Source organism: Xanthomonas sp. CFBP 7698 (assembly GCF_003600855.1).
GTDB lineage: Bacteria > Pseudomonadota > Gammaproteobacteria > Xanthomonadales > Xanthomonadaceae > Xanthomonas > Xanthomonas cannabis.
Genome location: NZ_PRDN01000005.1, coordinates 20960 through 45033 on the forward strand (window position 1 = coordinate 20960; position 24074 = coordinate 45033).

Below are 24074 nucleotides of genomic sequence, written 5' to 3' on the forward strand. Positions count from 1 at the left end.
CACATGCAGATATCAGGGATGTGCGGCCATGCGTGAGGCATCGCCAGGTTGAGCGCTGCAGTTTTATCTACAACCTCTTCAGCCGCGTTGTCGGGCGCGGCGCACCGGCATCGCGCAGGCATTACGCACTTTTTATGCCGGCGCCCTGGCATGCGAATGGCTCCTTTATGCCGCGCAGGCCTACCTTGGCACTCCCGCACTGTGGTGCGTTGAGCCAAACACGATGTGTATCCTGATTTTGCGTGGGCCTCAGGCTGACCCGGCGCAGTTGGCGCCGATGCAGTTGCCTGAGTGTGCTGGCCGCGCGTTGCGCACGCTGGCGTGTGCCGATGTGGATAGTTTGATCGCCGAGTTGCATGCGGCCGGTGGCGATGCCGAGGTGGAGCTGGTGTTGCTGGATTCGGGCGATCTGCCCTTGTCCGAGCGCAGTTGCGCGCGGGCCTTGCGGGCAGCCGTGGATGCGTTGCCCACGCCGTATATCGAGCTGCATACAGATGCCGATCAGGAGCTGGAGCCGTGGCTGCATGCGCAGCACGCGCCGCTGGCGGTAGTGATCACGCCGCACGATGCGCCGCGTGCGTATGCGATGTCGCTCGGCATTGCCGCGCGCTGTCTGCCATCGCTGCACGCGCCGTTGCGCGTTGCTGCCTGAGGAGCGCGCCATGTCGATCATGATCGTGCGTGGGCCGGAGGCATCGCTGCCGCTGGTGCGTGGGCCGCAGCCGTTGCCGCGGGCCGTCATTCGCCAGCTGGTGCAATGCGCCGGCGATGCGGGCAAGACCGTGGCATTGCGGGCCTGTGAGTCGGAGCAGGAACTGCTGGATGCCTTGCGCGTGGCGGGGCAGGCGCGGATGGAGATCGCGTTGATCGATCCGGGCAGTTGCGTGGACAGTGCGCGTCTGCACCGTGTGCTGGGCGCATTGCCGTATCCGTTCGTGGAGACCCACGACGACAGTGCGGACCGGCCGGAGCGGTGCTTGCCACCGGGGTTTGCGCCCTGCATTGCAACCGTGCGCGGCTACTGCGCGCAGAGTTATCTGCTCGGGCTGGAAATCGCGCTGGAGCATCTGGGCTGCACGGAGATCCAGGGCGATGTCCATGTCGGGACCTGAGCCGCGCCAGCTGCATTACTTTGCCGACTACGAAGGCTATTGCGATGGCCGGCCGGTGGTGTGGGGTCAATTGACGCACAGCGTGGACATGCCTGCCGATGGCGAGCTGGATGCAGCGGGATTGGTGTGCGCGCTGCGCCGTCGGGCGGCCGAGGCGCATGGGTTGGAGGCGGGGCAGATCCGGCTATGCCAGGTGACCCGCCTGTAGCGGCCCTGCCGCTACAACAGCGCGGTCGGACGGTGCGCCGATGCTTCGGCCGGCAGCCGCATGTGACCTGCGTTGGATGCGGATCAGAGGCGCGGCGTCGTTGCCTTGGCCGATCGGTATGCAAGGCGTGCGCATCGCATCGCCTGGAGGAATGAGCGTCCACACAGCAGCGGCAATTCAAAGACAGTGCCGCTGCGCTGCGGCCAATTGCACCGGATGTTAGCTCGAATGTACCTCGCTATGGCCATGCCCGAGTAGCAAGACATGCAGCATGCTCCCGCGTATCGAGCGCGAGGATCACGACAACTGCAGACACAACGACGCCACCCGAAGGTGGCGCCGTTGTCATGCCGTGCTGCGCGTCAGGCAGCGCAGAGCATCCATGTTGACCCCTACTTGCCTGCAGGGGCGTCCGGCACGAACTTGATCAACTGGTTAGCGGTGGCTGCGACGCCGAAGTTGTTGCGCGCATAGCCGGAGCCCCAGTACAGCGCACCGTCCACGATCGATGGTGCGCTCATCACCGAGCCGGTCGCCTTGTAGTTCCACAGGGTGGCGCCGGTGTCGCTGTCCAGGGCCACCATGTTGCCTGCCATCGAGCCGGCAAACACCAGGTTGGGCGACACGCTCATGGGGCCCTGGGCACCCGCCGGCACGACCGGGTTGACGGGGTTCAGGCCCGTCGCCTTGACCTGCCACAGGATCCGGCCGGTGGCCGCATCCAACGCTGCCCACGAACCGCCGTTATGGCTGACGGTATTGCCCGGCGCCAGCGTGTAGGGGGTATTCAAATTGTTGTTGATCCCCACATACACGCGCGACTTGTAGGGGTCGAACGCCGCGCCCCACTCGATGCCGCCGGTGGTGCCACCGGGGCCGACCTGCGTGGACCACACCTTGGCGCCGGTCTTGGCGTCGAAGGCCCAGTAGATGCCGCTCTTCTGGCCGGCGCCGACCAATTGCTGCAGCTTGCCATCGCGCTGGACGGAGAACAGGTTGATGCCTGCGCCACCGAAATCGTAGTCGGGCCCGGTCAGGTTGGTCGCCTGGGTATTCGGGCACAGGCCATTGGTGGGAGCGAGGATGCAGGACAGGTTCCAGGCGTCATACCCCTGGTTCCGGTTTGCCCAGACCAGCTTGCCGGTGTCCAGATTCAGCGAGACCACCGAGTCGACATAGTTATCCGGCGCCATGCAGTTGAGTTCATCCTGCACCGTCAGCTCGCTGCCACGGTACGAACGTGCGTTGGACACGCAGTTCCCCACGCTGGCAGGAATGTTGTAGTTGTTGCCGGTGCCGAAGTAGATGCGGCGTGCGATGGGATCGATGGCGACCTGGCCCCATGTCGACGCGCCGGTATAGCCCTCGGGTGCGTTGTAGAACTGCCACACCTTCTTGCCGGTAGCGAGGTCCAGTGCCACGACGCTGCCGCGGAACGAGAACCGATGGGTCGGATCAAGACTCTCGTAGTCCCTGGACGACACGCCCAGGTACACGCGGTTTCCGTAGACCACAGGGGACGAGGTGATCTGGGCCTGCGAATTGGTTTCCACCTCGCTCTTCCACAGCAACTTGCCGGTCTTCTTGTCCAAGGCCAGCACGGTGCCGCCAGCCATGTCGCCCAGGATGATGCTCTTGGGGGTAATGGCCGGGGTGGTCCGCGACAGCGACGTGCTCTTGCCGGTGTAGTCGGACAGCTTGGCCTGCCAGTTCGGCTTGCCGGTCTGGGTATCGACGCTGTACAGCGTGCCGCCCCAGTCGGGGACATACAGCGTGCCGCCCTCGATGCTGGGCGTTGCCGAGATGTCGCCGGTGGTGGTCAGGGTCCACGCCGGCTTGAGCGAGGAGACGGTGCTGCGATTGATCTTCCACTCGCCTGGCGCGAAGCGCTGGTTCAAATAACCACCGCCGGCAATCGGCCAACTGGTGGGACTGGCGAAGGGAAGTGCATTGCCGAAGCTGCGCCAGACCTCGCCGGAGCGCGCGAACGCCTGCGTATCCAGCGACGACACGGGCGCCTGCGCGGTTGTGGCGCCAGATTGGGCGAAAGCCACTGCGCTGGCGAGCAGGCAAGGGATGAGCGTCAAACTGCGTAAGCGCAAACGGCGATTGGGATTTGTCATCACGGCGTGTCCATTGATGGAAGGAAGCGCTGGATCCCCCCGGATCTGCTGGATGAAGATCGCCGATTGCGGCGACCGTGCAACACGGCCTTGGTCGCTGCATTCAGAGAGTGGTCGGGTCTGCTTGGATCTGGTCGTACCAGCTCGCAAAATTTGCGTTCAACGCGTGCGTTAATCGCACAAATGGTGATGATTCATCACTATTCAGTGTGTGTGCGATAGAAAAAATGATTCAGCCAGAAAGCGCCGGATGTCCCTGCAAATCAGCGGTTTGCAAAAAGTAACCAGGAAATGTTGCGCCACCTTGTGCGGTGAATCGACATGGCGGTGACGCCGCGAGCGCTGCGCGCTGCGCAGCGTTCTCTGGTGGCGGTGGTGGTGGCATTGCCATGCAGCACTGCACGCGTTGCGCGTTCTGATTGATCGAACGCAACGTACGCTGCGGTGAGGGGTAAGCCCACTCCCCTCTGGCGAATGGCACTGCCTGCGCGCCGTTGTCACGCGTGCCTTGGGGCACTCGCCGCCGGCGTGCGTCGAACACGTAGAGGTAAGGGGCGATGCCGCTGTGTCGTCCGCACCCACGTGGCTTGGCCTGCATCCCCATCCGGTGCTGCGCGCCGTCCTGTTCCCACGTGAGCGGGAGACGCCCGGGCGTGCGTTGCCGGGCTGCGTTAGCTGGTGCGTCAGGCGTTTTGAGGCGAGGGTGCGGCGTTGTGCACCGCAGTGGGGGCGATCAGCGCTAGCTGCGTGATCGCATCCTGCACCACCTCCGCCACCGTGGCGTCCACATCCACCGACACCACGTCGGCTTCGTCCAGCGGCAGCTCCAGGCTCTGCAGCTGGCTGTCGAGCAGGCTGGGCGGCATGAAGTGGCCGGCGCGCGCGCTCAGGCGTGCGGCAATCACGTGCGGGGCCGCATGCAGGAACACGAAGCGCATGGGTATGCCGCTGCCGCGCAGCAATTGCCGGTGCGTACTGCGTAAACCCGAGAACGCCAGCACCACCGATTCGCCGGCATGCACGCAGTCGCGCAGGGTGGCGGCCAGTAGTTCCACCCAGGGCAGGCGCATGGCATCGGTGAGCGGTTGGCCGGCGGCCATCTGTGCGCGTGCGGCCACGCTGTGGTAGTCGTCGGCATCCAGAAAGCGGTAGCCGTAATGCGCGGCGAGCGCCTGCGCGATGGTGGTCTTGCCGCTGCCCGACACGCCCATCACGACGATGGCCAGGGGCGAAGCGGACGCGGGCGTGGCGGGAACGGCGGTGTCCATCACGTCAGGTTATATCTCCGGATCGATTCGGCATTTGAGCGGATTTCACGTTGGCGACAGCCGATGCGTGGTGTAGCGTCGGCGCTCCTTGCCAGGTGAGCGGGCACCCAGCGTAACGGCGTGCCCGGCCGGGTACAACGCATGCGAAGGTCTGCCGATGACGTCACCCCCCGCAACGTCTCCTGCATCGGCGCCCCTGCGCTGGCGCGAAAAGCTCGGCTACGGCGCCGGCGATCTGGGCCTGAATCTTTACTGGGCCAACATCTCGGCGTTTCTGCTGATCTTCTACACCGACACCATGCACCTGCCGGCTGCGGCAGTCGGCACGATGATTTTGTTGACCAAGATCGCCGATGCGATCGCCGACCCGGCCATGGGCGCCATCGCCGACCGCACCCGCAGCCGCTGGGGCAAGTTCCGCCCGTATCTGTTGTGGGGCGCGGTGCCGATGGCAGCGACCGGCGTGCTTGCCTACACCACCCCGGAGCTGGATCAACACGGGCGCATGGTGTGGGCCACGCTCAGCTTCCTGGCGATGATGCTGGCCTACACGGTGGTGAGCATTCCGTACTCGGCGTTGTCGGGCGTGATCACCGCCGACAGCAAGCAGCGCACCGGTCTGATCAGCCTGCGGTTCATCGGTGCATTTGCGGGCACCACGCTGGTCAATTACTTCACGATGGACCTGGTGCGCTGGTTCGGCAGTGGCAACGATGCGCTGGGCTGGCAGCGCACGATGATGCTGTATGGCGCCATCGCGGTGGCGCTGTTCGTCGGCGTGGCCCTGACCACGCGCGAGCGCGTGCAGCCACCGCCGCAGCAACGCACGCCGGTACGCCGCGACATCGCCGACCTGTTGCAGAACAAGCCGTGGTGCGTGCTGTTCGTGCTGTCGCTGATCATCATGATCACCATCACCATGCGCGGCGGTGCGGGCGTGTACTACCTCAAGTATTACGTGCAGCGCCCGGATCTGGTCGGCTTGTTCCTGGGCTGCTATTCGGTGGCGTTGGGTGTGGGCGCGGCGATCACGCCGCTGCTGACCCGGCACTGGGACAAGCGCCAGCTGATGTGCGGGCTGATGGTGATGGTCGGCCTGCTGAGCTGTGCGATGTTCTTCGTGCCTGCCGATGCGGTGTGGGCCATCTTTGCGTTGAACATGCTGATCGGCCTGGCACTGGGGCCGAAATCGCCGCTGGCGTTTTCGATGTATGCCGACAGCGCCGATTACACCGAATGGTGTACCGGCCGGCGTGCCACCGCGATGACGTTTGCGGCGGCCACGTTTTCGCAGAAGCTTGGCGGCGCGCTGGCCTCGGCCGGCATCGCCTGGGTGCTGGCCGGCATGGGCTATGTGGCCAACAGCGCGCAGTCCACCGGCTCGTTGACCGGCATCGTGCTGCTGCTGACGGTCATCCCCGGCGCAGTGGCGCTGCTGGCGGCCTGGACCATGCGTTTCTATCCGCTGGATGACGGCTTGCTGCGCCGCATCCAGCACGAACTGGCCGCGCGCAAGCGCGACGAACCGGAGCACCCCTGACCGTGTCTGCACTGCCCACTGCTGCGTCCGACGATCTGTCCACCTTGCTGGCGCCCAGCGCCGACGGCGCGCGCTACGCGCTCTACAGCCCCACGGCCATGCCCAATGCCGGCGGGTTCCTGTGGAACCGCCGCATGATGTTGCAGCTCACCTGTCGCGGCTATGCCACCGGCCAGTTCATGCAGCCGGAGCCGTCCAAGTACGCGCATGCACCGGTGCTGGAAGCGCGCAACTTCATGATGCCGGAGCAGCCGTATTACGCGCATCATCCCGGGCGCTTTTTCTATCTCAAGGATGAAGACACTGGCGCGTTGTATTCGGTGCCGCACGAGCCGGTGCGCGCGCAGCCGCAGGCATTCGAATTCTCCGCGGGCAAGCACGATGTGCGCTGGCGCGTGCAGCACGACGACATCGTGGTGGAGCTATGCGTGGCCCTGCCCACCGACGATGCGGTGGAGCTGTGGGAATGCCGCGTACACAACGCTTCCGGGCGTGCGCGCAGGCTGAGCCTGTATGTGTATTTCCCGGTTGGCTACATGTCGTGGATGCATCAGTCCGGCGGCTACGAGCCGGCGCTGGGCGGCATCGTCTGCCGTAGCGTGGCGCCGTACCAGAAGGTGGACGACTACTTTCGCCAGCGCGATTTCAAGGACTGCACCTTCCTGTTGCACGAACAACCGCCGGTGGCCTGGGACGCGCAGCAGTTAGCCTTCGAAGGCGAAGGCGGGTTGCATGCGCCCTCCGCCATCCAGGCCGAGCAGCTGGGCAACAGCGACGCGCATTACGAAACCCCGGCGGCGGCGCTGCAGTACCGCCTGCGCCTGGAAGCGGATGCGGCGAGCGTGTACCGCTTCGCGTTCGGGCCGGCCAAGGACGATGCAGAAATCGCCGCGCTGCGTGCGCGCTATCTGTCGGAAGCAGGCTTTGCGCAAGCGGCACGTGAGTATGCGCAGTACCTGCAGGCCGGCCATGGCTGCGTGCAGATCGTCACGCCGGATGCGGCGCTGGACAACCTGGTCAACCACTGGTTGCCGCGGCAGGTGTTCTACCACGGCGACGTCAATCGCCTGACCACCGATCCGCAGACGCGCAATTATCTGCAGGACCATATGGGCATGGCCTACCTGCAGCCGGCCACCGCGCGTGCGGCGTTGCTGCACGCGCTGTCGCAGCAGGAACCCAGCGGTGCGATGCCGGACGGCATCCTGCTGGTGGAAGGCGCCGAGCTCAAATACATCAACCAGGTACCGCATACCGATCACTGCGTGTGGTTGCCGATCTTCCTGAGCGCGTATCTGGCCGAAACCAATGATGCCAGCGTGCTGGAGGCACTGGTACGCACGCAGGATGGCCAGGCGCTGAGCGTGGCCGAGCGGCTGGATGCGGCCATGCAGTGGCTGCTGGACGCACGCGATGCACGCGGGTTGAGCTTCATCGCCCAGGGTGACTGGAACGACCCGATGAACATGGTCGGCTGGCGCGGCAAGGGTGTGTCCGGCTGGCTGACCGTGGCCACCGCGTATGCGCTGCGGCTGTGGTCGGACATCTGCGCTGCGCACGGACGCAGCGCGCAGGCGGAGAGGTTTGGCCAGGCGGTGGGCGCGGTCAATGCCGACGCCAATCGCGAGCTGTGGGACGGCAACTGGTATGCACGCGGCATCACCGACGACGGTGTGCGCTTCGGCATCGCCGACGACGTGGAGGGGCGCATCTATCTCAATCCGCAGAGTTTCGCGCTGCTGGCCGGCACTGCGGATGCACAGCAACGCGCGGCGCTGCTGGAGGCCGTGCGAGAGCAGCTGCACACCCCGTATGGCCCGGTGATGCTGGCGCCGGCGTACACGCACATGCGCGACGACGTGGGGCGGCTGACCCAGAAGTGGCCGGGCGCGGCAGAGAACGGCGCGGTCTACAACCACGCGGTGGCGTTCTATCTGTACAGCCTGTACCAGATCGGCGAGGCCGACCGCGCGTGGGAGATCCTGCGCGCGATGTTGCCGGGCCCGACGCGCGAGGACGTGCTGCAGCGCGGCCATCTGCCGGTGTCGCTGCCCAACTATTACCGCGGTGCCTGGCATCAGTATCCGCGCACCGCCGGGCGGTCGAGCCAGTTGTTCAACACCGGCACGGTGGCCTGGGTGTATCGCTGCGTGCTGGAGGGTCTGTTCGGGTTGGTCGGCGAGGGCGATGCGCTGGCGATCCGTCCGCAGCTGCCGTCGCACTGGCCGCAGGCGCAGGTCACGCGCCAGTTCCGGGGCGCGCAGTTCGAGGTGCAGCTGCAGCGCGAAGCCGGACGCGTGGCGACGGAGGTGCTGGTGGATGGCGTGGTCAGCGCGGACCAGCGCGTGCACGCGGTGACCGCCGGCCGGGTGTATCGGGTGCAGGTGCGGCTGCCGGGCTGAGCGGCCCTCACCCGCCCTCCGGGCACCCTCTCCCGCAGGCGGGAGAGGGGAGCGGCCAACACCGGGTGGCCGCTGCATCATCGGCTGATCGCGACAACGGCGCAGCGCCGCCCGACCGTAACGCTGCATCGTCGCCGACCGTAACGGTGCATGCCGCCCGACCGTGCACGCTCTGGTCAGCCATGAGGCAGACGCCCCCTGCCGGCCGCCTGACCTGGTGGGCCGGAGATGCAACAGGCCAGTGCATGGCACACCGCACTGCGGTCCCTTCTCCCGCCTGCGGGGGAAGGTGCCCGACGGGCGGATGGGGGGCGTCTGACCTTCAGCCCGATGCCTCTGGCCAGCTTGGTGGGCCGGAGATGCGACAGGCGATTGCATGGCACACCGCAACCGCGGTCCCTTCTCCCGCCTGCGGGGGAAGGTGCCCGAAGGGCGGATGGGGGGCGTTTGACCTTCAGACCGATGCCCCCCTGACCAGCTTGGTGGGTCGGAGATGCGATAGGCCAGTGCATGGCACACCGCAACCGCGGTCCCTTCTCCCGCCTGCGGGGGAAGGTGCCCGAAGGGCGGATGGGGGGGCGTCTGACCTTCAGCTCGATGCCTCTGACCAGCTTGGTGGGCCGGAGATGCGACAGGCCACTGCATGGCACACCGCAACCGCGGTTCCTTCTCCCGCTTGCGGGGGAAGGTGCCCGAAGGGCGGATGGGGGGCGTCTGACCTGCAGCCCGATGCCCCTAACCAGCTTGGTGGGCCAGAGATGCGACACGCCAGTGCATGGCACATCGCAACCGCGGTCCCTTCTCCCGCCTGCGGGGGAAGGTGCCCGAAGGGCGGATGGGGGGCGTTTAACCTTCAGCCCGATGCCCCTGGTCAGCGGCTGACTCAAAGGCGCGGCGTCCCGGCAGCGCGAAACGCGTGCAACGCCTACATCACGCCACCACGCCTCCTGCAAGACGGCAGGAACTGCCCGAGGTGGCTGTAGGGCTTCGCCCTCCGCCAAACAGTCCGGCACGATTCCCCAATCTCCAATCCCACTGCGTAAACTCCCAGGCTCGCATCGCGCCGCCTGGGAACGCCCCTTGGTATCAAGCTGGATCCTGCTGCTGGTCTCCGTGGGCTATGCCGCGTTGCTGTTCGGCGTGGCGTGGTGGGGCGACCGCCGGCCGATGTATCCGGAGCGGCCATGGCTGCGGCCGGCGGTCTATAGCCTGGCACTGGCGGTGTACTGCTCGTCGTGGACCTTCTATGGCGCAGTCGGCTCGGCGGTGCGCAACGGCATCGGCTATCTGCCGATCTATCTGGGGCCGTTGCTGTTGCTGCTGTTCGGCTGGCGCATCATCGAGCGACTGGCGCTGATCGCACGCGCCGAAAACACCGTGTCCATCGCCGATTTCATTTCCTCGCGCTATGGCCGCTCGCGGCGGCTGGCGGCGTTGGTGGCGGTGATCGCACTGGTCGGCATCGTGCCGTACCTGGCGCTGCAGTACAAAGCGGTCGCAATGAGCCTGGAGGTGCTGACCGGGCATAGCAGCGCCGGGCGCGGCATCTTCGCCGACCCGGCGTTGTACGTGGCGCTGCTGATGGCCTTGTTCGCCACACTTTTCGGCACCCGCCAGGTGGATGCCACCGAGCACCATCACGGCATGATGCTGGCGATCGCACTGGAGTCGGTGATCAAGCTGATCGCCATCGTGGCGGTGGGCCTGTTTGCCTGGCTGTGGTTGAGCGACCACCAGCTGCATATCGCCGATTCGGCGCGCACCCTGTTCGAGCACACGCCATCGGTGGGGTTCATTTCGCAGACGCTGCTGAGCTTTCTGGCGGTGATCTGCCTGCCGCGGCAGTTCCATGTGGCAGTGGTGGAATGCAGCGATGTCGGCGATATCCGTCGCGCGCGCTGGTTGTTCGGGGCGTACCTGGTGATCATCTCGGCGATGGTGGTGCCGATCGCCTCGGCCGGCATCGCGCTGTTCGGCAAGGGCAGTGCGGTGGTGGACGATGCGGTGGTGCTGGCGCTGCCGCTGAGCCAGGGCAACACGGTGCTGGCGTTGGTGGCCTACGTGGGTGGTTTTTCGGCGGCCACCGGCATGGTGATCGTAGCCAGCATCGCCCTGGCCACCATGGTCAGCAACGATCTGGTGATGCCGGTGCTGCTGCGCCGCCGCGTCAGCGCCAACGCGCGTGCGGCAGTGGCCTCGCGCGTGCTGTGGATCCGCCGCGTCGCCATTTTGCTGCTGGCGCTGGTCGCCTATGGCTACCACCGCAGCGTGGCCAACGACACCACGCTGGCCGCGTATGGGTTGATGGCGTTTGCAGCGGTGGCGCAGTTTGCGCCGGGCGTGATCGGCGGGCTGTACTGGCGCGGCGCCAGCCGCAAGGGCGTGGAGACCGGCATGGTGCTGGGCTTCATGACCTGGATCTATACGCTGCTGCTGCCGGCCGCCACGCGTGCGGGCTGGTTGCAGCCGGAGTGGTTGGTGGACGGGCCATTCGGCATTGCGTGGCTGCAGCCGCAGCAGTTGTTCGGCATGCGCGGCTGGGACCCGCTGGCGCACGGCACGTTCTGGTCGTTGCTGATCAACGTCGGCGCGATGATGCTGGTTTCGGCGCGTTGGCGCCCCGGGGTGGACGAGCGGCTGCGTGCCGCGCCCTTCCTGGACCCGTATGCGCAGCGTCCGACGGTGGCCGGCGAATGGCCGGGGCATGTGCGGGTGGGCGACCTGCAGGCATTGGCCGAGCGCGTGGTGGGCGAGCGGCATGCGCGCCGTGCGTTCGTGGAGCAGGCGCAGTTGCTGGAGCGCGAGCTGCAGCCGACCGTGGTGGCCGACCGCGCCTGGGTGCAGTTCACCGAGCGCCTGCTGGCAGCCTCCATCGGTGCCGCCTCCGCGCGGCTGGTGCTGACCAGCCTGTTGCGTGGTTCGGGCATGGAGCTGGGTGAAGTGGTGGCGGTACTGGACGAGGCCGGCCAGGAGCTGCGCTTCAACCGCGAGATCCTGTCCACCACGCTGGAAAACATCAGTGCCGCGGTCAGCGTGGTCGACCCGGACATGCGCCTGACCGCGTGGAACCGGCGCTACCAGCAGTTGTTCGGGTACCCCGACGGCATGTTGTATGTGGGCCGCCCGGTGGCCGACCTGATCCGCTACAACGCCGAGCGCGGCGAGCTGGGCGAAGGCGATATCGAAGACCAGATCGACCGCCGTATCCGCCATATGCGCGCCGGCTCACCGCATGTGTTCGAACGCACCCGCAGCGACGGCAAGGTGATCGAAATGCGAGGCCAGGCGCTGCCCGGCGGCGGCTATGTCACCAGTTACAACGACATCACCGACTACAAGCGCGCCGAGCGCGCGCTGCTGGACGCCAACGAGAATCTGGAACAACGCGTGGCCGATCGCTCGCGCGAGGCCGAGCTGGCGCAGCAATCCAAGACCCGCTTTCTGGCCGCCATCAGCCACGATGTGTTGCAGCCGCTCAACGCCGCACGCCTGTTCGCCTCCGCGCTGCGCGAGAGCCACCAGAACAACGAAGAACAACGCCATCTGGCCGAACGCGTGGATGCCTCGCTGCGTGCGGCCGAAGAATTGCTCGATGGTCTGCTCGATGTCTCGCGGCTGGATGCCGGCGGGCTGCGGCCAACGGTGGAAGATTTCGATGCCAGCGCACTGATGCACGAACTGGCCGCGCAGTACGCACCGGTGGCCGCCAGCCGTGGCCTGCGCCTGCAGGTGCACAGCCGCACGATCTGGGTGCGTAGCGACCGCCGGCTGCTGCGCCGGGTGATGCAGAACTTCCTGGCCAATGCGCTGCGTTACACGCGCCAGGGACGCATCGTGCTGGGCATGCGCGGGCGCGGGCAGCAGGTGGAGCTGCAGGTGTGGGACACCGGCCCGGGCATTCCCGAACATCACATGCGGCAGATCTTCGAAGAGTTCCGCCGCTACCAGCAGCCGTTCGACTGGGGCGAGCAGGGCCTGGGATTGGGCTTGTCGATCTGCCAACGCATCTCGCGCCTGCTCGACCACGACTTGAGCGCGCGCAGCCAGGTCGGCCGCGGCAGCATGTTCTCGATCCTGCTGCCGCGCGTGGCGGCGGTACCGGTGGCGCCGCTGTTGCCGGTGCCGGCCACGCGCGCGTTGCCCAGTGGCGATTCATTGGCCGGCTTGCGCGTGCTGTGCGTGGACAACGACCGCGAAATCCTCGACGGCATGCGCGCGCTGCTCGGCCGCTGGCAGGTGGAAGTCATCACCGCCAGTACCGTGGACCAGGCGCTGGAGCGTGCGCGCGAACAACCGGACCTGATGCTGGTGGACTATCACCTGCACGACCGCCTGGATGGCCTGGACACGCTCGACGCCGTGCAGGCTGCGGCAACCGCACCGATCGCCGGCGCCTTGCTCACCGCCGACGGCCGCGACGAGCTCAAACAGCTTGCGCGCGAACGCGGCTACCGCCTGCTGACCAAGCCTGTAAAGCCGGCCTCGCTGCGCGCGTTTTTGAGTGCGTATCACGACGCGAAAACGCGCTGACGGGTGCATCCCTGCCATCACCGCGACATGCGGCGATGCAGTCGGCATCGAGTAAACATCCCACGATGCCGATCGCGCGCGGAGCGCATGCCATGCATCGTAGGAGCGCACCTGGGCGCGACGGGGCTTTCCCGGTAATGCCCGTCGCGCCCGGGTGCGCTCCTACGACAACTGCCTGCGCTTATGCAGCGCCGCTGAGGTGTTCGTAGAGGATCACGCTGCCGACGATCACCAGGATCACGCCGCCGAGGATCTCGGCGCGCTTGCCGATCAAGGCGCCCAGTGCACGCCCCAGCATGATGCCGGCGGTGACCATGCTGAAGGTGCACAGGCCCACCACCACCGCCACCACGCCGATGTGCACGTCGAGAAACGCCAGGCTGACGCCGACTGCCATCGCGTCGATGCTGGTGGCAAAGCCGGTGGTGGCCAAGGCCAGCAAACCGTGCCGCTTCGGCGTCTGGGAGGCTGCGTCTTCGGCATCGTCCGGTTCGTTGCGCAGGCCGGCCACGATCATGTGCACGCCCAACGCGCCCAACAGGCCGAAGGCGATCCAGTGATCGAAGGCCTGCAGATGGCTGGAGGCGGCACGGCCCAGCAGCCAGCCGATCACCGGGGTGATGGCTTCGATGCAGCCGAAGACCAGGCCGGCGCGCAATGCATCACGCCACTGCGGCTTGCGCATCGCCGCGCCCTTGCCGATGGCGGCGGCAAAGGCATCGGTGGACATCGCAAGACCGATCAACACAATGGAAACAGGAGACATCGACACGCTCGGGTTGGGCACGTTCACAACGGCATGCGCCCGCGCCAACCATCGTCAGGCACGCATGTCGTTGGTCTCGCCAAACCACACTGGTTGCCTGCACCACGGCGCAACGGCCGAGGATGTTGATGCAGGCGCTTTCGATGGACGAAAGCAGGCTACTCCCCAAGGGGCGCGCAGTGTAACAACGCAAAACGCGCTTTCGGGCGTTTTGCCCGCACGCGAAGGTCGGTCTGATCTTTATAGCCTTGGCTATCGTAGCGGCCGCTATGCTGGCTTCCTGCGGGGAATCACGCCGCTCGCCACTGCACGCAACAGCTTCGACGAGTACCGCGGAGGCGCTGCCCAGGCCACCGCAACGGACAGCCGCGTCGATCTGCCGCAGCCGCAGCTGAGGGCGTGCAATCACGGTCGTTCGAGTGCCATCGCAGGTACACGCGGCATTGCCCTGTCTTGTCGGTCACCCCATCGCCGGTGATCGCGCGCGTGCGACATCGCCACAAGCGCCAAGCCCGGTCTTGCCCCGATTCACCCGCCCAATGCGCGTGGCGGGTGATACATCAGCGCATCGGAAATCTCGGCCGTTGCCGCACACAGGGCTTGCAGCGCTGCGCGCGCGTTGACCAGCTCCGGGCGACGTTCGATGAAGGGCACCGTCAGCGTGTAGGTGGCGCTGCCGTGTTGCAGGATCGGGGCGGTGAGGTCGATCACGCCGACGACCGCTTCGCTGGCATGCATCGCATAGCCATCGCGACGTGTTTGCTGCACGTCCTTCAGGAACTGCGCGCGGTCGTAGGCAACCGCGCTGGCGTCCAGCGCCTCCAGCCAGCGCCCCTGCACATCGGCTTGCTGAAATGCGAACAGCACCAGGCCGGACGTGGAGTGGGCCAGCGGGCGACGATGCCCCGGGCGCACCACCAGGCCCAGGTCGCTGGGCACGTCCATCTGTGCGATCACCACGATCTGGTCGCCCGACGGCGCCACCAGATGGCAGGGCTGGCAGATCGCATCGGCCAGGCGCCGCATCACCGGCAGCGCGGCTTCGGTGACGTTCTGTACCTGCGGCTGCTGCATGCCGAGCATGAACAGCCGGTTGGTCAGCACATAGTCGCCCTCGGCGTCGCGCATCAGGTAGCCGCGTTCTTCCAGCACCTGCAGCATGCGGAAGATCTCCCCGCGCGAGCGCCCCACACCCTGCGAAATCGCCCCCATGCTCATCGGCCGCGCGTCACGCGCCAGCAGTTCCAGGATGTCCAGGCCCTTGTCCAGGGCCGGCGCGCGGTACTTGGCGGGTTCGGTGCTCATCCGTTTGCGGTTCCAGGGCAGGGTGCGGCGCGCCAGGGTACAGGCATCGCGGGCACGGGTCAGTGGGATGCTGCGCGTGCAAATATAAACAAAGATTTTATATTTGCATGGCGTTGGCGTGCGCAGTACGCTCGCTGGATTGCAACGCAAGCGCCACAGCCTTGGGAGGGGATCGGTCGCATGCATCACAGTGACATTGCCGCGTCACCGCGCGGCAACCTGGCGCGTACCGCCATGGTTCCCCTGTTGTTGATCGTCAGCCTGTTCTTTTTGTGGGGCATGGCCAACAACCTCAACGACATCCTGATCAAGCAGTTCAAGAAGGCCTTCGAACTGACCGACCTGCAGGCCGGGCTGGTGCAGAGCGCCTTTTACATGGGCTATTTCGTGTTCGCGATGCCAGCGGCGATGTTCATGCGCCGCTACAGCTACAAGGCTGCGGTGGTGCTGGGCCTGCTGCTGTATGCGTGCGGTGCGTTCTTGTTCTATCCGGCCGCTCAGGTGCATACCTACTGGCTGTTCCTGTTGGCCTTGTTCGTGATTGCCAGTGGCCTGGCGTTTCTGGAAACCACCGCCAATCCGCTGGTGACCGTGCTGGGCCCCGCCGACGGTGCGGCGCGACGGCTGAATCTTGCGCAGGCGTTCAACCCGCTTGGCTCGATCACCGGCGTGCTGGTGGGCCAGCACTTCATCTTCTCCGGCGTGGAGCACAGCCCGGCCGAACTGGCGGCGATGGCGCCAGCCGCGCGCGAGGCGTTCTTCGCCACCGAATCGGCCGCCGTGCAGATGCCGTACCTGATCATCGGCGTGGTGGTGGTGCTGTGGGCGATCCTGATCGCGCTGGTGCGCTTTCCCACCGGCGCCCCGGAGGCGGCCCCCGGCGAAGCTCCCAGGCGCGCCCGCTTTGGCGAATTGCTGCGTAACCGGCTGTTCGTGTTTTCGGTGGTGGCGCAGTTCTTTTACGTGGGCGCGCAGGTCGGCATCTGGAGCTACCTGATCCGCTACCTGCAGGATGCCGTGCCGGGCACGCCGGAAAAAACTGCAGCGACCTATCTGACCATTTCGCTGGTGCTGTTCATGGCCGGGCGGTTCGTGGGCACCGCGCTGCTGCGGTATCTGGCGCCGGCCAAATTGCTGGCGAGTTTTGCCACGATCAATCTGCTGCTGTGCGCAGTGGCCATCGCGCTGCCGGGCTGGACCGGGCTGTACGCACTGGTGGCCGCCAGCGTGTTCATGTCGGTGATGTTCCCGACCATCTTCGCGCTGGGGCTGGACGGCATGCATGACGACGCACGCAAGCTGGGGTCGTCGTTGCTGGTGATGTCCATCATCGGCGGCGCGTTGCTCACCGCGGTGATGGGCGGGGTGTCGGACATGGCCGGCATCCATTGGGCGATGGTGGTGCCGGGCGCATGCTTTGCGGTGATCCTGTTGTTCGCGCTGCGTGCCCGTCGCACGGCGCCCGTGATTGCAGGAGCCTGAGCATGCCGCGTCTTTGCTATGTGCTGGACCTGCACGACGATGCGGCGCTGATCGCCGACTACGAGCGCTGGCATCGGCCCGATGAGGTATGGCCGGAGGTCGTGGCCTCGCTGCAGCAGGCCGGCATCCGCGAGCTGGAGATCTTTCGCAGTGGCGACCGGCTGGTGATGCTGATGGAGGTCGGCGAGGACTACGACCCGGCGGCCAAGGCGGCGCGCGATGCGGGTGATCCGCGGATTCAAGCCTGGGAAGACCTGATGTGGCGGTTCCAGAAACCACTGCCGGGCAGCGCGCCTGGGGAGAAATGGCGCGAGGCGGGGCGGATCTTTGCATTGAGCGAGGCGATCCAGGCGCAGCGCTGAGCCCGCGCCCTCATCCGCCCTGCGGGCACCTTCTCCCGCAGGCGGGAGAAGGGCGGGCTCGGCGTTGGAACCGGCGCGGTGGTGCGTCTGCGCCATGCACCCCCATCTGTTTGGTGTCTGTAGTGGGCTGCGTGTCAGCCGTTCGTTGTTCCGTGCGCTGAGCCCGCGCCCTCATCCGCCCTGCGGGCACCTTCTCCCGCAGGCGGGAGAAGGGCGTGCTCGGCGTTGGCACCGGGGCGGTGGTGTGTCTGTGCCATGCACCCCCATCTGCTTGGTGTCTGTAGCGGGCTGCGTGTCAGCCGTTTGTTGTTCCGTGCGCTGAGCCCAGCCCTCATCCGCCCTGCGGGCACCTTCTCCCGCAGGCGGGAGAAGGGAGTGTTCGGCGTTGGCACTGGGGCGGTGGTGCGTCTGTGCCATGCATCCCTATCTGCTTGGTGTCTGTAGCGGGCTGCGTGTCAGCCGTTCGTTGTTCCGTACGCTGAGCCCGCGCCCTCATCCGCCCTGCGGGCACCTTCTCCCGCAGGCGGGAGAAGGGCGTGCTCGGCGTTGGCACCGGGGCGGTGGATCAGCTGCAGCTGGCGCAGCCGATCGGCCAAGATGCGTTTGCGCCATGCACTCCCACCTGCTTGGTGTCTGTAGCGGGCTGCGTGTCAGCCACCCGTTGTTCCGCCAGGCCCAAGACCTGGCCCCAGAAGCGCCGACCCGCAGCGCCAAGCCTGCTGAATCACCATCCCGCCCGGCCATGGCCGGCCTGCGCGTCTAGCCGCTGCTTCCTTCTCCCGCGTGCGGGAGAAGGTGCCCGAAGGGCGGATGAGGGGCCGTGGCCTCAGCCTTTCGCGCTGGCAGCCAGATCTTCGACCCAGAAGCGTCCGTCGGGGTAGCTGAATTCTGCAATCGAGGCAGCGTGCATTTCCGCGGAAAACCCAGGCGCTTCCGGGGCCAGATAACGGCCGTGCTGGATGCGCACCGGGTCCAGGAAGTGCTGGTGCAGATGGTCGACGAATTCGATCGCGCGGTCTTCCATCTGGCCGGTGATGGCGACGAAATCGGCCATCGCCAGGTGTTGCACCAGCTCGCACAGACCCACACCGCCGGCATGCGGAAACACGCGCACATTGAACTTGGCAGCCAGCAGCAGGATGGCGAGGTTTTCGTTGACCCCGCCGACGCGGGCGGCGTCGATCTGGATCAGGTCCACCGCGCCGGCCTGCAGCAGCTGCTTGAACACCACACGGTTCTGCGTGTGTTCGCCGGTGGACACCGGCACCGGGGTGATGCCCTGGCGGATGGCGGCGTGGCCGAGCACGTCGTCCGGGCTGGTGGGTTCCTCGATCCAGGCGATGTCGAATTCGGCCAGCTGGCGCATCCAGTCGATTGCCGGGCCCACGTCCCAACGTTGATTGGCATCGACCGCCATCGCGATGTCCGGGCCGATCGCTTCGCGCGCCAGGCGGCAGCGGCGGATGTCGTCCTGCACGTTGGCGCCGACCTTGAGCTTGATGGTGCGGAAGCCATCGGCCACCGCTTCCTTGGCCAGCCGCACCAGCTTCTCATCCGAGTAACCGAGCCAGCCTGGCGAGGTGGTGTAGGCCGGGTAGCCCTGCTCGATCAACTGCGCGATGCGTTGCGCACGCTGAGGCTGTGCAGCGCGCAGGATGGCCAATGCTTCGTCGCGGGTGAGCGCGTCGGTGAGGTAGCGGAAGTCGATGGTGTCGACCAGCTGCTCGGGCGTGAGTTCGGCAATGTAGCGCCACAGCGGTTTTTTCGCCGCGCGTGCAGCCAGGTCCCAGGCGGCGTTGATCACTGCGCCGATGGCCATGTGCATGACGCCCTTTTCCGGGCCCAGCCAGCGCAGCTGCGAATCGTTGGTGAGCCGGCGCGCGAACGCGCCGAGGTCGGCGATGACCTCATCCACGCGCAGGCCGACCACGTGTTCGGCCAGTGCGGCTACCGCAGCGGTCTGCACATCGTTGCCGCGGCCGATGGTGAACACCAGGCCGTAGCCGGCCAGGTCATCCGGCGCATCGGTGCGCAGCACGACATAGGCGGCGGAGTAATCCGGATCCGGATTCATCGCGTCCGACCCATCGAGCTCGCGCGAAGTGGGGAAGCGGACGTCGTGGGTCTCGAGGGCGATGATGGTGCTCATGAAAGTCCTGGCGATGGCAAGCGGGAAGTGAAAACGGGCGGAAAACAGATGGGTGCAAGAACGAAGGGTCAAGAAAACGACAGCAGTGAAGCGCGCTTGAGCCCCTCTCCCGCCGGGAGAGGGGATGGGGCAAGGATACGAACGCGTAGCGCTGGGGGTGTTGAGGCGCTGCAGTGACGCAGGCGTTTGCAACTCACCCCAATGAATCTATTGCACGACCAACTGCATTTTGCGATCGACGCGCTACAACGTTTAGACACTTAATGCGGCAGCAAACTCCGTGAGAGCAACGTGCGTGTGATGCGTGAGCACGAGCGTCGAAATATCAGGACCACATGACAAGTGGACTGACGTCGCGTTGCGCGCATCCGTGGCGACGTACCCTCACCCCAACCCCTCTCCCGAGGGGAGAGGGGCTTTGCTTTGCTGCACGATTCGTGTTGTGTGAGTACTTCGGCCTTCGCGTGAGAACATTCTGAGAGGTGGGACGCACTGCAATGCAGTACTCCCTCAGTCCTTCCAAAAAACCTCAACCCGCATCACGCGGATGCGCCACCACCGGCTGGCGCTGACGGCCCAGGCCTTCGATCTCCAGCTCCATCACGTCGCCCGGCTTGAGGTAGACCGGCGGCTTCTGGCCCAGGCCTACGCCCGGCGGGGTGCCGGTGCTGATCACATCGCCGGGCATCAGCGTCATGTAGCGGCTGATGTGGCTGACCAGTTCGGCCACGCCGAACACCATGGTGCGGGTGCTGCCGTTCTGATAGCGGTGGCCGTTGACCTCCAGCCACATCGACAGGTTCTGCGGGTCGGCGATTTCATCGCGGGTGACCAGCCACGGGCCGATCGGGCCGAAGGTATCGGCGCTCTTGCCCTTGACCCACTGGCCGCCGTGTTCGAGCTGGAATTCGCGCTCGGACAGGTCGTTGATCACCGCGTAGCCGGCCACATGGTTCAAGGCCTCGTCCACCGAGACATCGCGCGCCACGTCGCCGATCACCACGCCCAGCTCCACTTCCCAGTCGCTCTTGACCGAGCCGCGCGGGATGATGACGGTGTCGTTGGGGCCGCACACGGCGGTGGTGGCCTTCATGAACAGGATCGGCATCTTCGGCACTTCCATGCCCGATTCGGCGGCATGGTCGGCGTAGTTGAGCCCCACGCAGATGAACTTGCCGATGCGGCCCACCGCGGCGCCGTAACGCTGCTCGCCTTCGATCAGCGGCAGCGTGGTCACATCCAGCGCGCGCAGCTTTTCCAGGCCGGCGTTGGTGATGTGCTCGCCGGCCACATCGTCGATGACGCCGCTCAAATCGCGGATGCGGCCTTCGCTATCGATCAGGCCAGGGCGTTCGTGGCCTTCGGCGCCAACACGTACGAGTTTCATGCAGTCTTCCTTTGCAGGGGAGGAGTGGAGCGGCCGATCACACGGCGCGGACGGGTGCGGAAGGTGCGCTCGGAACAGGAATGCGGGTGATGCATGCTGCAGACAACGGTGACGCCAGGGATGAGGTGCGGCCCGGTGTCAGCGGACAGAGAGCGATCCCGCGCCTCTCAGTTCGACCAGCCGCCATCGATGATATGGGTCTGGCCGGTGGTGAACGACGATTCGTCCGAGGCCAGATACACCACCAGCTGCGCGATCTCGCGCGGGTCGCCCAGGCGGCCCATCGGTTGGCGGTCGGTGAAGCTCTTCCACACGGCCTGTTCGTCGCCGCCCAGGGCCTGCACGCGCTGCGCCAACGAGGGCGTCTTGATGGTGCCCGGGCAGATCGCGTTGCAACGCACGCCCTGCGCCACGTAGTCGGCGGCAATCGCCTTGCTCAGGCCGATCACGGCGGCCTTGGTCACGCCATAGACGAAGCGGTTGGGCACGCCCTTGATGCTGGAAGCCACCGAGGACATGTTGATGATGCTGCCGCGGCCGCGTTCGAGCATGCCCGGCAGGACCGCCTTGCAGGTGTAGTACATCGCATCGACATTGATCGAGAACGAGCGGCGCCACGCTGGCTCGTCGCAGTCGAGAATGCTGCCCTGGTGCACGTAACCGGCGCAGTTGAACAACACATCGAACGGGCCGTGCTCCGCGACCAGCGCAGCAATCGCCGAGGCATCGGTGACGTCCAGCAGCTGGGTGGTGATGGCGTCCGATTCGGCCGCCAGCGCCTGCAAGGCCGCGGCGTCGATGTCGGTAGCGATCACCTGCGCGCCGGCGCGTGCGCAGGCCAGCGCGCTTTCGCGGCCGATGCCGGCGCCAGCGGCGGTGATCAGGCAGCGCTTGCCGTGCAGGCGGGTGGTGGGTGTGGTGGGGATGGAGACTGTCATACCGAGAAGGTTCCGTGGGTGGGGGCCGCCGGCCGTGGCAGACGATAGAACGTGCGTGCGTTGTCGCCGAACACCGCATCGGCGTGGGCGGCGGCATGCCGGGTGACGAGCTGCTGTGCAAGATCGACCCAGTGCGCGTAATCGGCGCGCAGGGTCAGCACCGGCCAGTCGCTGCCCCATAGCAGGCGCTGCGCACCGAAGCGCGCGAACAGATGCGCGACATACGGCTCCAGTGCGTCGATGCCGGCGCCGCGGGCGGCTTCGGTGAGCAGGCCGGAAAGTTTGCAATGCACATTGGGATGCTGCGCCAATGCGGCCATGCCGGCGGCCCAGGCGACGAATTCGCCGGCCGCAATCTGCGGTTTGCCGCCGTGATCGACGACCACGCGCAATGCCGGATGCCGTTTCAGGCGCGCCTGCAAGGCCGGCACGTGTGCCGCGCGGATCAAGGCATCGAAGGCCAGATCGTGTTCCAGCATCGCATCGAAGGCGGCGTCCAACTCGGCGCCTGCCAGCCAGTGCACGTCGGCAATGTCCTGCACCATCGGGCGCAGGCCCTTGAGCAGGCCGCCGCCGGCGCGCACCAGCGCGCCGATGCGGGTGGCGGCGTCGGGCGCGGCAAAATCCACCCAGCCGACCACGCCCGCAATGCGCGGCGCATCATGCGCCAGCTCGAACAGGTAACAGGTTTCCGCTTCCGTTGCGGCGGCCTGCACCACGACCACGCTGCCAACGCCGGCCGCGTCCAGCGCAGCGCTGACATCGTGCGGTGCAAAGTCGCGATACAGCGGCGCAAGCTCGGGCGTCAGCCAGGCGTAGTCGCCACGCGCCAGATGCCAGAAATGCAGATGCGCATCGACGCGGTTCATGGCGTGGGCAGGTCCGTATCGAGCAGGCCGCCGTCGCGCAGGCGCTGCCATAGCGCAGGCGGAATGGTCGCCTGCAACCGTGCGGCGGCCGAGTGCACCTCGGCCACGGTGCGCATGCCGGCCACCACCGTGGTCACTGCCGGATGCGCCAGGGGGAACTGCAACGCAGCCGCGCCGATATCCACCCCGAACGCGGCGCAGGCGGCATACAGGCGCTGCGCATGCTGCAAGGTGGCGGTATCGACCGGGGCGTAGTTGTAGGTGGCGCCGGGGCCGCGTGCATCGCTGAGCAGGCCGGAGCTGTACGGCCCGGCCGACAGGATCGACACGCCGTGTTGCTGCGCCTGATCCAGCAGCGCGCGTGCGCCGTGCTGTTCCAGCAGGGTGTAGCGGCCGGCCAGCATCACGCAGTCGAGCGGAAACCGCGGCAGCACCTCCAGCGCCACGTCCTGCTCGTTGACGCCCAGGCCGATCGCCCCGCACGCACCCGACGCCTTCAACTCCGCCATGGCCGGCAAGGCCTCCTCCAAGGCCTGCTGCAGCACACGGGCGTGGTTGTCGCCGTGGGTCAGCGCGCCGATGTCGTGCAGCAGCAGCACGTCGATGTAGTCGGTGCCCAGGCGCTCCAGGCTGGAGGCGAAGGCGCGCCGCACGCCGTCGGCGCTGTAGTCGAACTCGGCGCGGCGCCCGGCCACCACAAAGCCGTCGCGGCCGGCAACGGCCTGGGCGTCGTCGTAGACGCAGCGGCCGACCTTGGTCGACAGCGTGTACGCATCACGCGGCACGCCGGCCAGGCCGCGGCCCAGGCGCGCTTCGCTCAAGCCGTAGCCGTAGTAGGGCGCGGTATCGAAATGGCGGATGCCGGCCTCGAACGCGCCCGCCACTGCAGCCAGTGCGTCGGCCTCGTCCACTTCGGCGTACAGATTGCCGATCGGCGCGGCGCCAAAGCCCAGCGCCGACAGCTGCACGTCGGTGCCCCCCAGGCGCTGCCGCGCGACGGCGCTCATGCGCACTGCTCCGAAAAGACGGCGCAGGCGGAACCGGAGTCTGGAAAGCAGCTGGGCATCGCGATGTCCACCAGCCGGCGGGTGCCCGGCTGTTCGCATATGAATATGGCAATCATCAATGAACAGATCACGCTGCAGTGCAGCATGGCAGGTGGGCTTGCAGGCAGTTGCCAGGGCGCCGCGAGCGGCGGGGCGCCCTGGGCCGGGCATCGCTTTCGTGTGGTTCCGGCCAGACGCGCGCGAGGTGTGGTTCGCTCGACCGGGCTAATGGCTCCGACACACCACAAGGCAGTTTCTGGATGCCTAGTGCAGGTGCAGTCCATCGATAAACCTCGCACAGCCTCCGGCCGGTGACGGTCCGACGAGCTCACGGTGCCGAACGCAATGACGCATCGCGCTGTCATGTGATTGCAGAAAGGAGCGTCATCCAGCCCACAACGCGCGTACACCTGCCTGCACAGCATGTGCGCGTGCATCCCGATGCCGCTGCGCAGTCCCGCTCGCTGCAACGCGCCACTGCCAGGCTATTTCAAAATCCGCATGCCGCATCACCAGTTCCTATAACGCAGGTTGCGCGGTTGCCCCAAGCCCGCGCGTAGGGCTAGATACCAGCCCTCATCCGATGA

Annotated in this window: 17 protein-coding genes and 1 riboswitch; of the genes, 8 read left to right on the top strand and 9 right to left on the bottom strand. The window is 66.5% G+C overall.

Going from position 1 to position 24074, the window contains the following annotated elements:
* Positions 1–223 precede the first annotated feature (223 nt).
* The 3 genes from XnspCFBP7698_RS17195 to XnspCFBP7698_RS17205 are packed head-to-tail and all read left to right on the top strand — an operon-like array spanning position 224 to position 1320.
* Positions 224–652, top strand: a complete 429-nt coding sequence (locus XnspCFBP7698_RS17195) for a hypothetical protein (RefSeq protein ID WP_047697873.1) — start codon at positions 224–226, stop codon at positions 650–652.
* Positions 653–662: 10 nt separating this feature from the next.
* Positions 663–1112, top strand: a complete 450-nt coding sequence (locus XnspCFBP7698_RS17200; protein WP_199680217.1) for a 3-dehydroquinate dehydratase — start codon at positions 663–665, stop codon at positions 1110–1112.
* Entirely contained in the window at positions 1093–1320 is a 228-nt protein-coding gene (locus tag XnspCFBP7698_RS17205) for a hypothetical protein (protein ID WP_104581503.1), read from the top strand. The genes XnspCFBP7698_RS17200 and XnspCFBP7698_RS17205 overlap by 20 nt, the downstream gene beginning before the upstream one ends.
* Before the next feature lie 392 nt (positions 1321–1712).
* Here the strand turns inward: XnspCFBP7698_RS17205 and XnspCFBP7698_RS17210 are convergent, their stop codons facing one another.
* Complete coding sequence (locus tag XnspCFBP7698_RS17210) at positions 1713–3443, bottom strand: PQQ-binding-like beta-propeller repeat protein (RefSeq protein ID WP_146093275.1); 1731 nt, start codon at positions 3441–3443, stop codon at positions 1713–1715.
* Between the two features lie 683 nt (positions 3444–4126).
* Entirely contained in the window at positions 4127–4711 is a 585-nt protein-coding gene (locus XnspCFBP7698_RS17215; protein ID WP_104581501.1) for a gluconokinase, read from the bottom strand.
* Between the two features lie 157 nt (positions 4712–4868).
* On the opposite strand from XnspCFBP7698_RS17215, the gene XnspCFBP7698_RS17220 reads away from it, so the two are divergent.
* From XnspCFBP7698_RS17220 to XnspCFBP7698_RS17230, 3 genes are all read left to right on the top strand, one after another.
* A complete protein-coding gene (locus XnspCFBP7698_RS17220) occupies positions 4869–6251 on the top strand; it encodes an MFS transporter (RefSeq protein WP_104581500.1) in 1383 nt (460 codons plus the stop codon).
* A gap of 2 nt (positions 6252–6253) precedes the next feature.
* Positions 6254–8653, top strand: a complete 2400-nt coding sequence (locus XnspCFBP7698_RS17225; RefSeq protein WP_104581499.1) for an NdvB protein — start codon at positions 6254–6256, stop codon at positions 8651–8653.
* A 1080-nt stretch (positions 8654–9733) separates the two neighbouring features.
* Positions 9734–13183 (top strand): PAS domain-containing hybrid sensor histidine kinase/response regulator, encoded by a 3450-nt coding sequence (locus XnspCFBP7698_RS17230; protein WP_123137637.1) that lies wholly within the window; start codon positions 9734–9736, stop codon positions 13181–13183.
* 181 nt (positions 13184–13364) lie between these two features.
* Here XnspCFBP7698_RS17230 and XnspCFBP7698_RS17235 read toward each other — a convergent pair whose 3' ends face one another.
* Together XnspCFBP7698_RS17235 and XnspCFBP7698_RS17240 are read right to left on the bottom strand one after the other, a co-directional pair.
* Complete coding sequence (locus tag XnspCFBP7698_RS17235) at positions 13365–13949, bottom strand: manganese efflux pump MntP family protein (RefSeq protein WP_123137638.1); 585 nt, start codon at positions 13947–13949, stop codon at positions 13365–13367.
* A 46-nt stretch (positions 13950–13995) separates the two neighbouring features.
* Positions 13996–14122: riboswitch (yybP-ykoY riboswitch) on the bottom strand.
* A gap of 355 nt (positions 14123–14477) precedes the next feature.
* Positions 14478–15254 (bottom strand): IclR family transcriptional regulator, encoded by a 777-nt coding sequence (locus XnspCFBP7698_RS17240; RefSeq protein ID WP_047697881.1) that lies wholly within the window; start codon positions 15252–15254, stop codon positions 14478–14480.
* A 180-nt stretch (positions 15255–15434) separates the two neighbouring features.
* On the opposite strand from XnspCFBP7698_RS17240, the gene fucP reads away from it, so the two are divergent.
* Together fucP and XnspCFBP7698_RS17250 are read left to right on the top strand one after the other, a co-directional pair.
* Positions 15435–16736: an L-fucose:H+ symporter permease gene (gene fucP / locus XnspCFBP7698_RS17245; protein WP_104581497.1), complete on the top strand. Its 1302-nt coding sequence runs from the start codon at positions 15435–15437 to the stop codon at positions 16734–16736.
* A gap of 2 nt (positions 16737–16738) precedes the next feature.
* A complete protein-coding gene (locus tag XnspCFBP7698_RS17250) occupies positions 16739–17098 on the top strand; it encodes an L-fucose mutarotase (RefSeq protein ID WP_166744534.1) in 360 nt (119 codons plus the stop codon).
* Between the two features lie 826 nt (positions 17099–17924).
* Here the strand turns inward: XnspCFBP7698_RS17250 and XnspCFBP7698_RS17255 are convergent.
* From XnspCFBP7698_RS17255 to XnspCFBP7698_RS17275, 5 genes are all read right to left on the bottom strand, one after another.
* On the bottom strand, positions 17925–19247 hold the full coding sequence (locus XnspCFBP7698_RS17255) for an L-fuconate dehydratase (RefSeq protein WP_047697884.1): 1323 nt from the start codon (positions 19245–19247) through the stop codon (positions 17925–17927).
* Between the two features lie 529 nt (positions 19248–19776).
* Entirely contained in the window at positions 19777–20634 is an 858-nt protein-coding gene (locus XnspCFBP7698_RS17260) for a fumarylacetoacetate hydrolase family protein (protein ID WP_047697885.1), read from the bottom strand.
* Between the two features lie 167 nt (positions 20635–20801).
* Positions 20802–21572 carry an SDR family oxidoreductase gene (locus XnspCFBP7698_RS17265; protein ID WP_104581496.1) on the bottom strand — a complete coding sequence of 257 codons (771 nt, stop codon included), beginning with the start codon at positions 21570–21572 and terminating at the stop codon, positions 20802–20804.
* Entirely contained in the window at positions 21569–22441 is an 873-nt protein-coding gene (locus XnspCFBP7698_RS17270; RefSeq protein WP_104581495.1) for an amidohydrolase family protein, read from the bottom strand. The genes XnspCFBP7698_RS17265 and XnspCFBP7698_RS17270 overlap by 4 nt, the downstream gene beginning before the upstream one ends.
* Positions 22438–23448, bottom strand: a complete 1011-nt coding sequence (locus tag XnspCFBP7698_RS17275; protein ID WP_104581494.1) for an aldo/keto reductase — start codon at positions 23446–23448, stop codon at positions 22438–22440. The genes XnspCFBP7698_RS17270 and XnspCFBP7698_RS17275 overlap by 4 nt, the downstream gene beginning before the upstream one ends.
* Positions 23449–24074 lie beyond the last annotated feature (626 nt).

Bases quoted from the DNA above. Each gene is read 5' to 3' on its own strand.
- XnspCFBP7698_RS17205 (WP_104581503.1), top strand. From the start codon at position 1,093: ATGTCCATGTCGGGACCTGAGCCGCGCCAGCTGCATTACTTTGCCGAC.
- XnspCFBP7698_RS17200 (WP_199680217.1), top strand. From the start codon at position 663: ATGTCGATCATGATCGTGCGTGGGCCGGAGGCATCGCTGCCGCTGGTG.
- XnspCFBP7698_RS17195 (WP_047697873.1), top strand. From the start codon at position 224: ATGTGTATCCTGATTTTGCGTGGGCCTCAGGCTGACCCGGCGCAGTTG.
- XnspCFBP7698_RS17215 (WP_104581501.1), bottom strand. From the start codon at position 4,711: ATGGACACCGCCGTTCCCGCCACGCCCGCGTCCGCTTCGCCCCTGGCC.
- XnspCFBP7698_RS17260 (WP_047697885.1), bottom strand. From the start codon at position 20,634: ATGAAACTCGTACGTGTTGGCGCCGAAGGCCACGAACGCCCTGGCCTG.
- XnspCFBP7698_RS17240 (WP_047697881.1), bottom strand. From the start codon at position 15,254: ATGAGCACCGAACCCGCCAAGTACCGCGCGCCGGCCCTGGACAAGGGC.
- XnspCFBP7698_RS17250 (WP_166744534.1), top strand. From the start codon at position 16,739: ATGCCGCGTCTTTGCTATGTGCTGGACCTGCACGACGATGCGGCGCTG.
- XnspCFBP7698_RS17275 (WP_104581494.1), bottom strand. From the start codon at position 23,448: ATGAGCGCCGTCGCGCGGCAGCGCCTGGGGGGCACCGACGTGCAGCTG.
- XnspCFBP7698_RS17210 (WP_146093275.1), bottom strand. From the start codon at position 3,443: ATGACAAATCCCAATCGCCGTTTGCGCTTACGCAGTTTGACGCTCATC.
- XnspCFBP7698_RS17220 (WP_104581500.1), top strand. From the start codon at position 4,869: ATGACGTCACCCCCCGCAACGTCTCCTGCATCGGCGCCCCTGCGCTGG.
- fucP (WP_104581497.1), top strand. From the start codon at position 15,435: ATGCATCACAGTGACATTGCCGCGTCACCGCGCGGCAACCTGGCGCGT.
- XnspCFBP7698_RS17255 (WP_047697884.1), bottom strand. From the start codon at position 19,247: ATGAGCACCATCATCGCCCTCGAGACCCACGACGTCCGCTTCCCCACT.
- XnspCFBP7698_RS17235 (WP_123137638.1), bottom strand. From the start codon at position 13,949: ATGTCTCCTGTTTCCATTGTGTTGATCGGTCTTGCGATGTCCACCGAT.
- XnspCFBP7698_RS17265 (WP_104581496.1), bottom strand. From the start codon at position 21,572: ATGACAGTCTCCATCCCCACCACACCCACCACCCGCCTGCACGGCAAG.
- XnspCFBP7698_RS17270 (WP_104581495.1), bottom strand. From the start codon at position 22,441: ATGAACCGCGTCGATGCGCATCTGCATTTCTGGCATCTGGCGCGTGGC.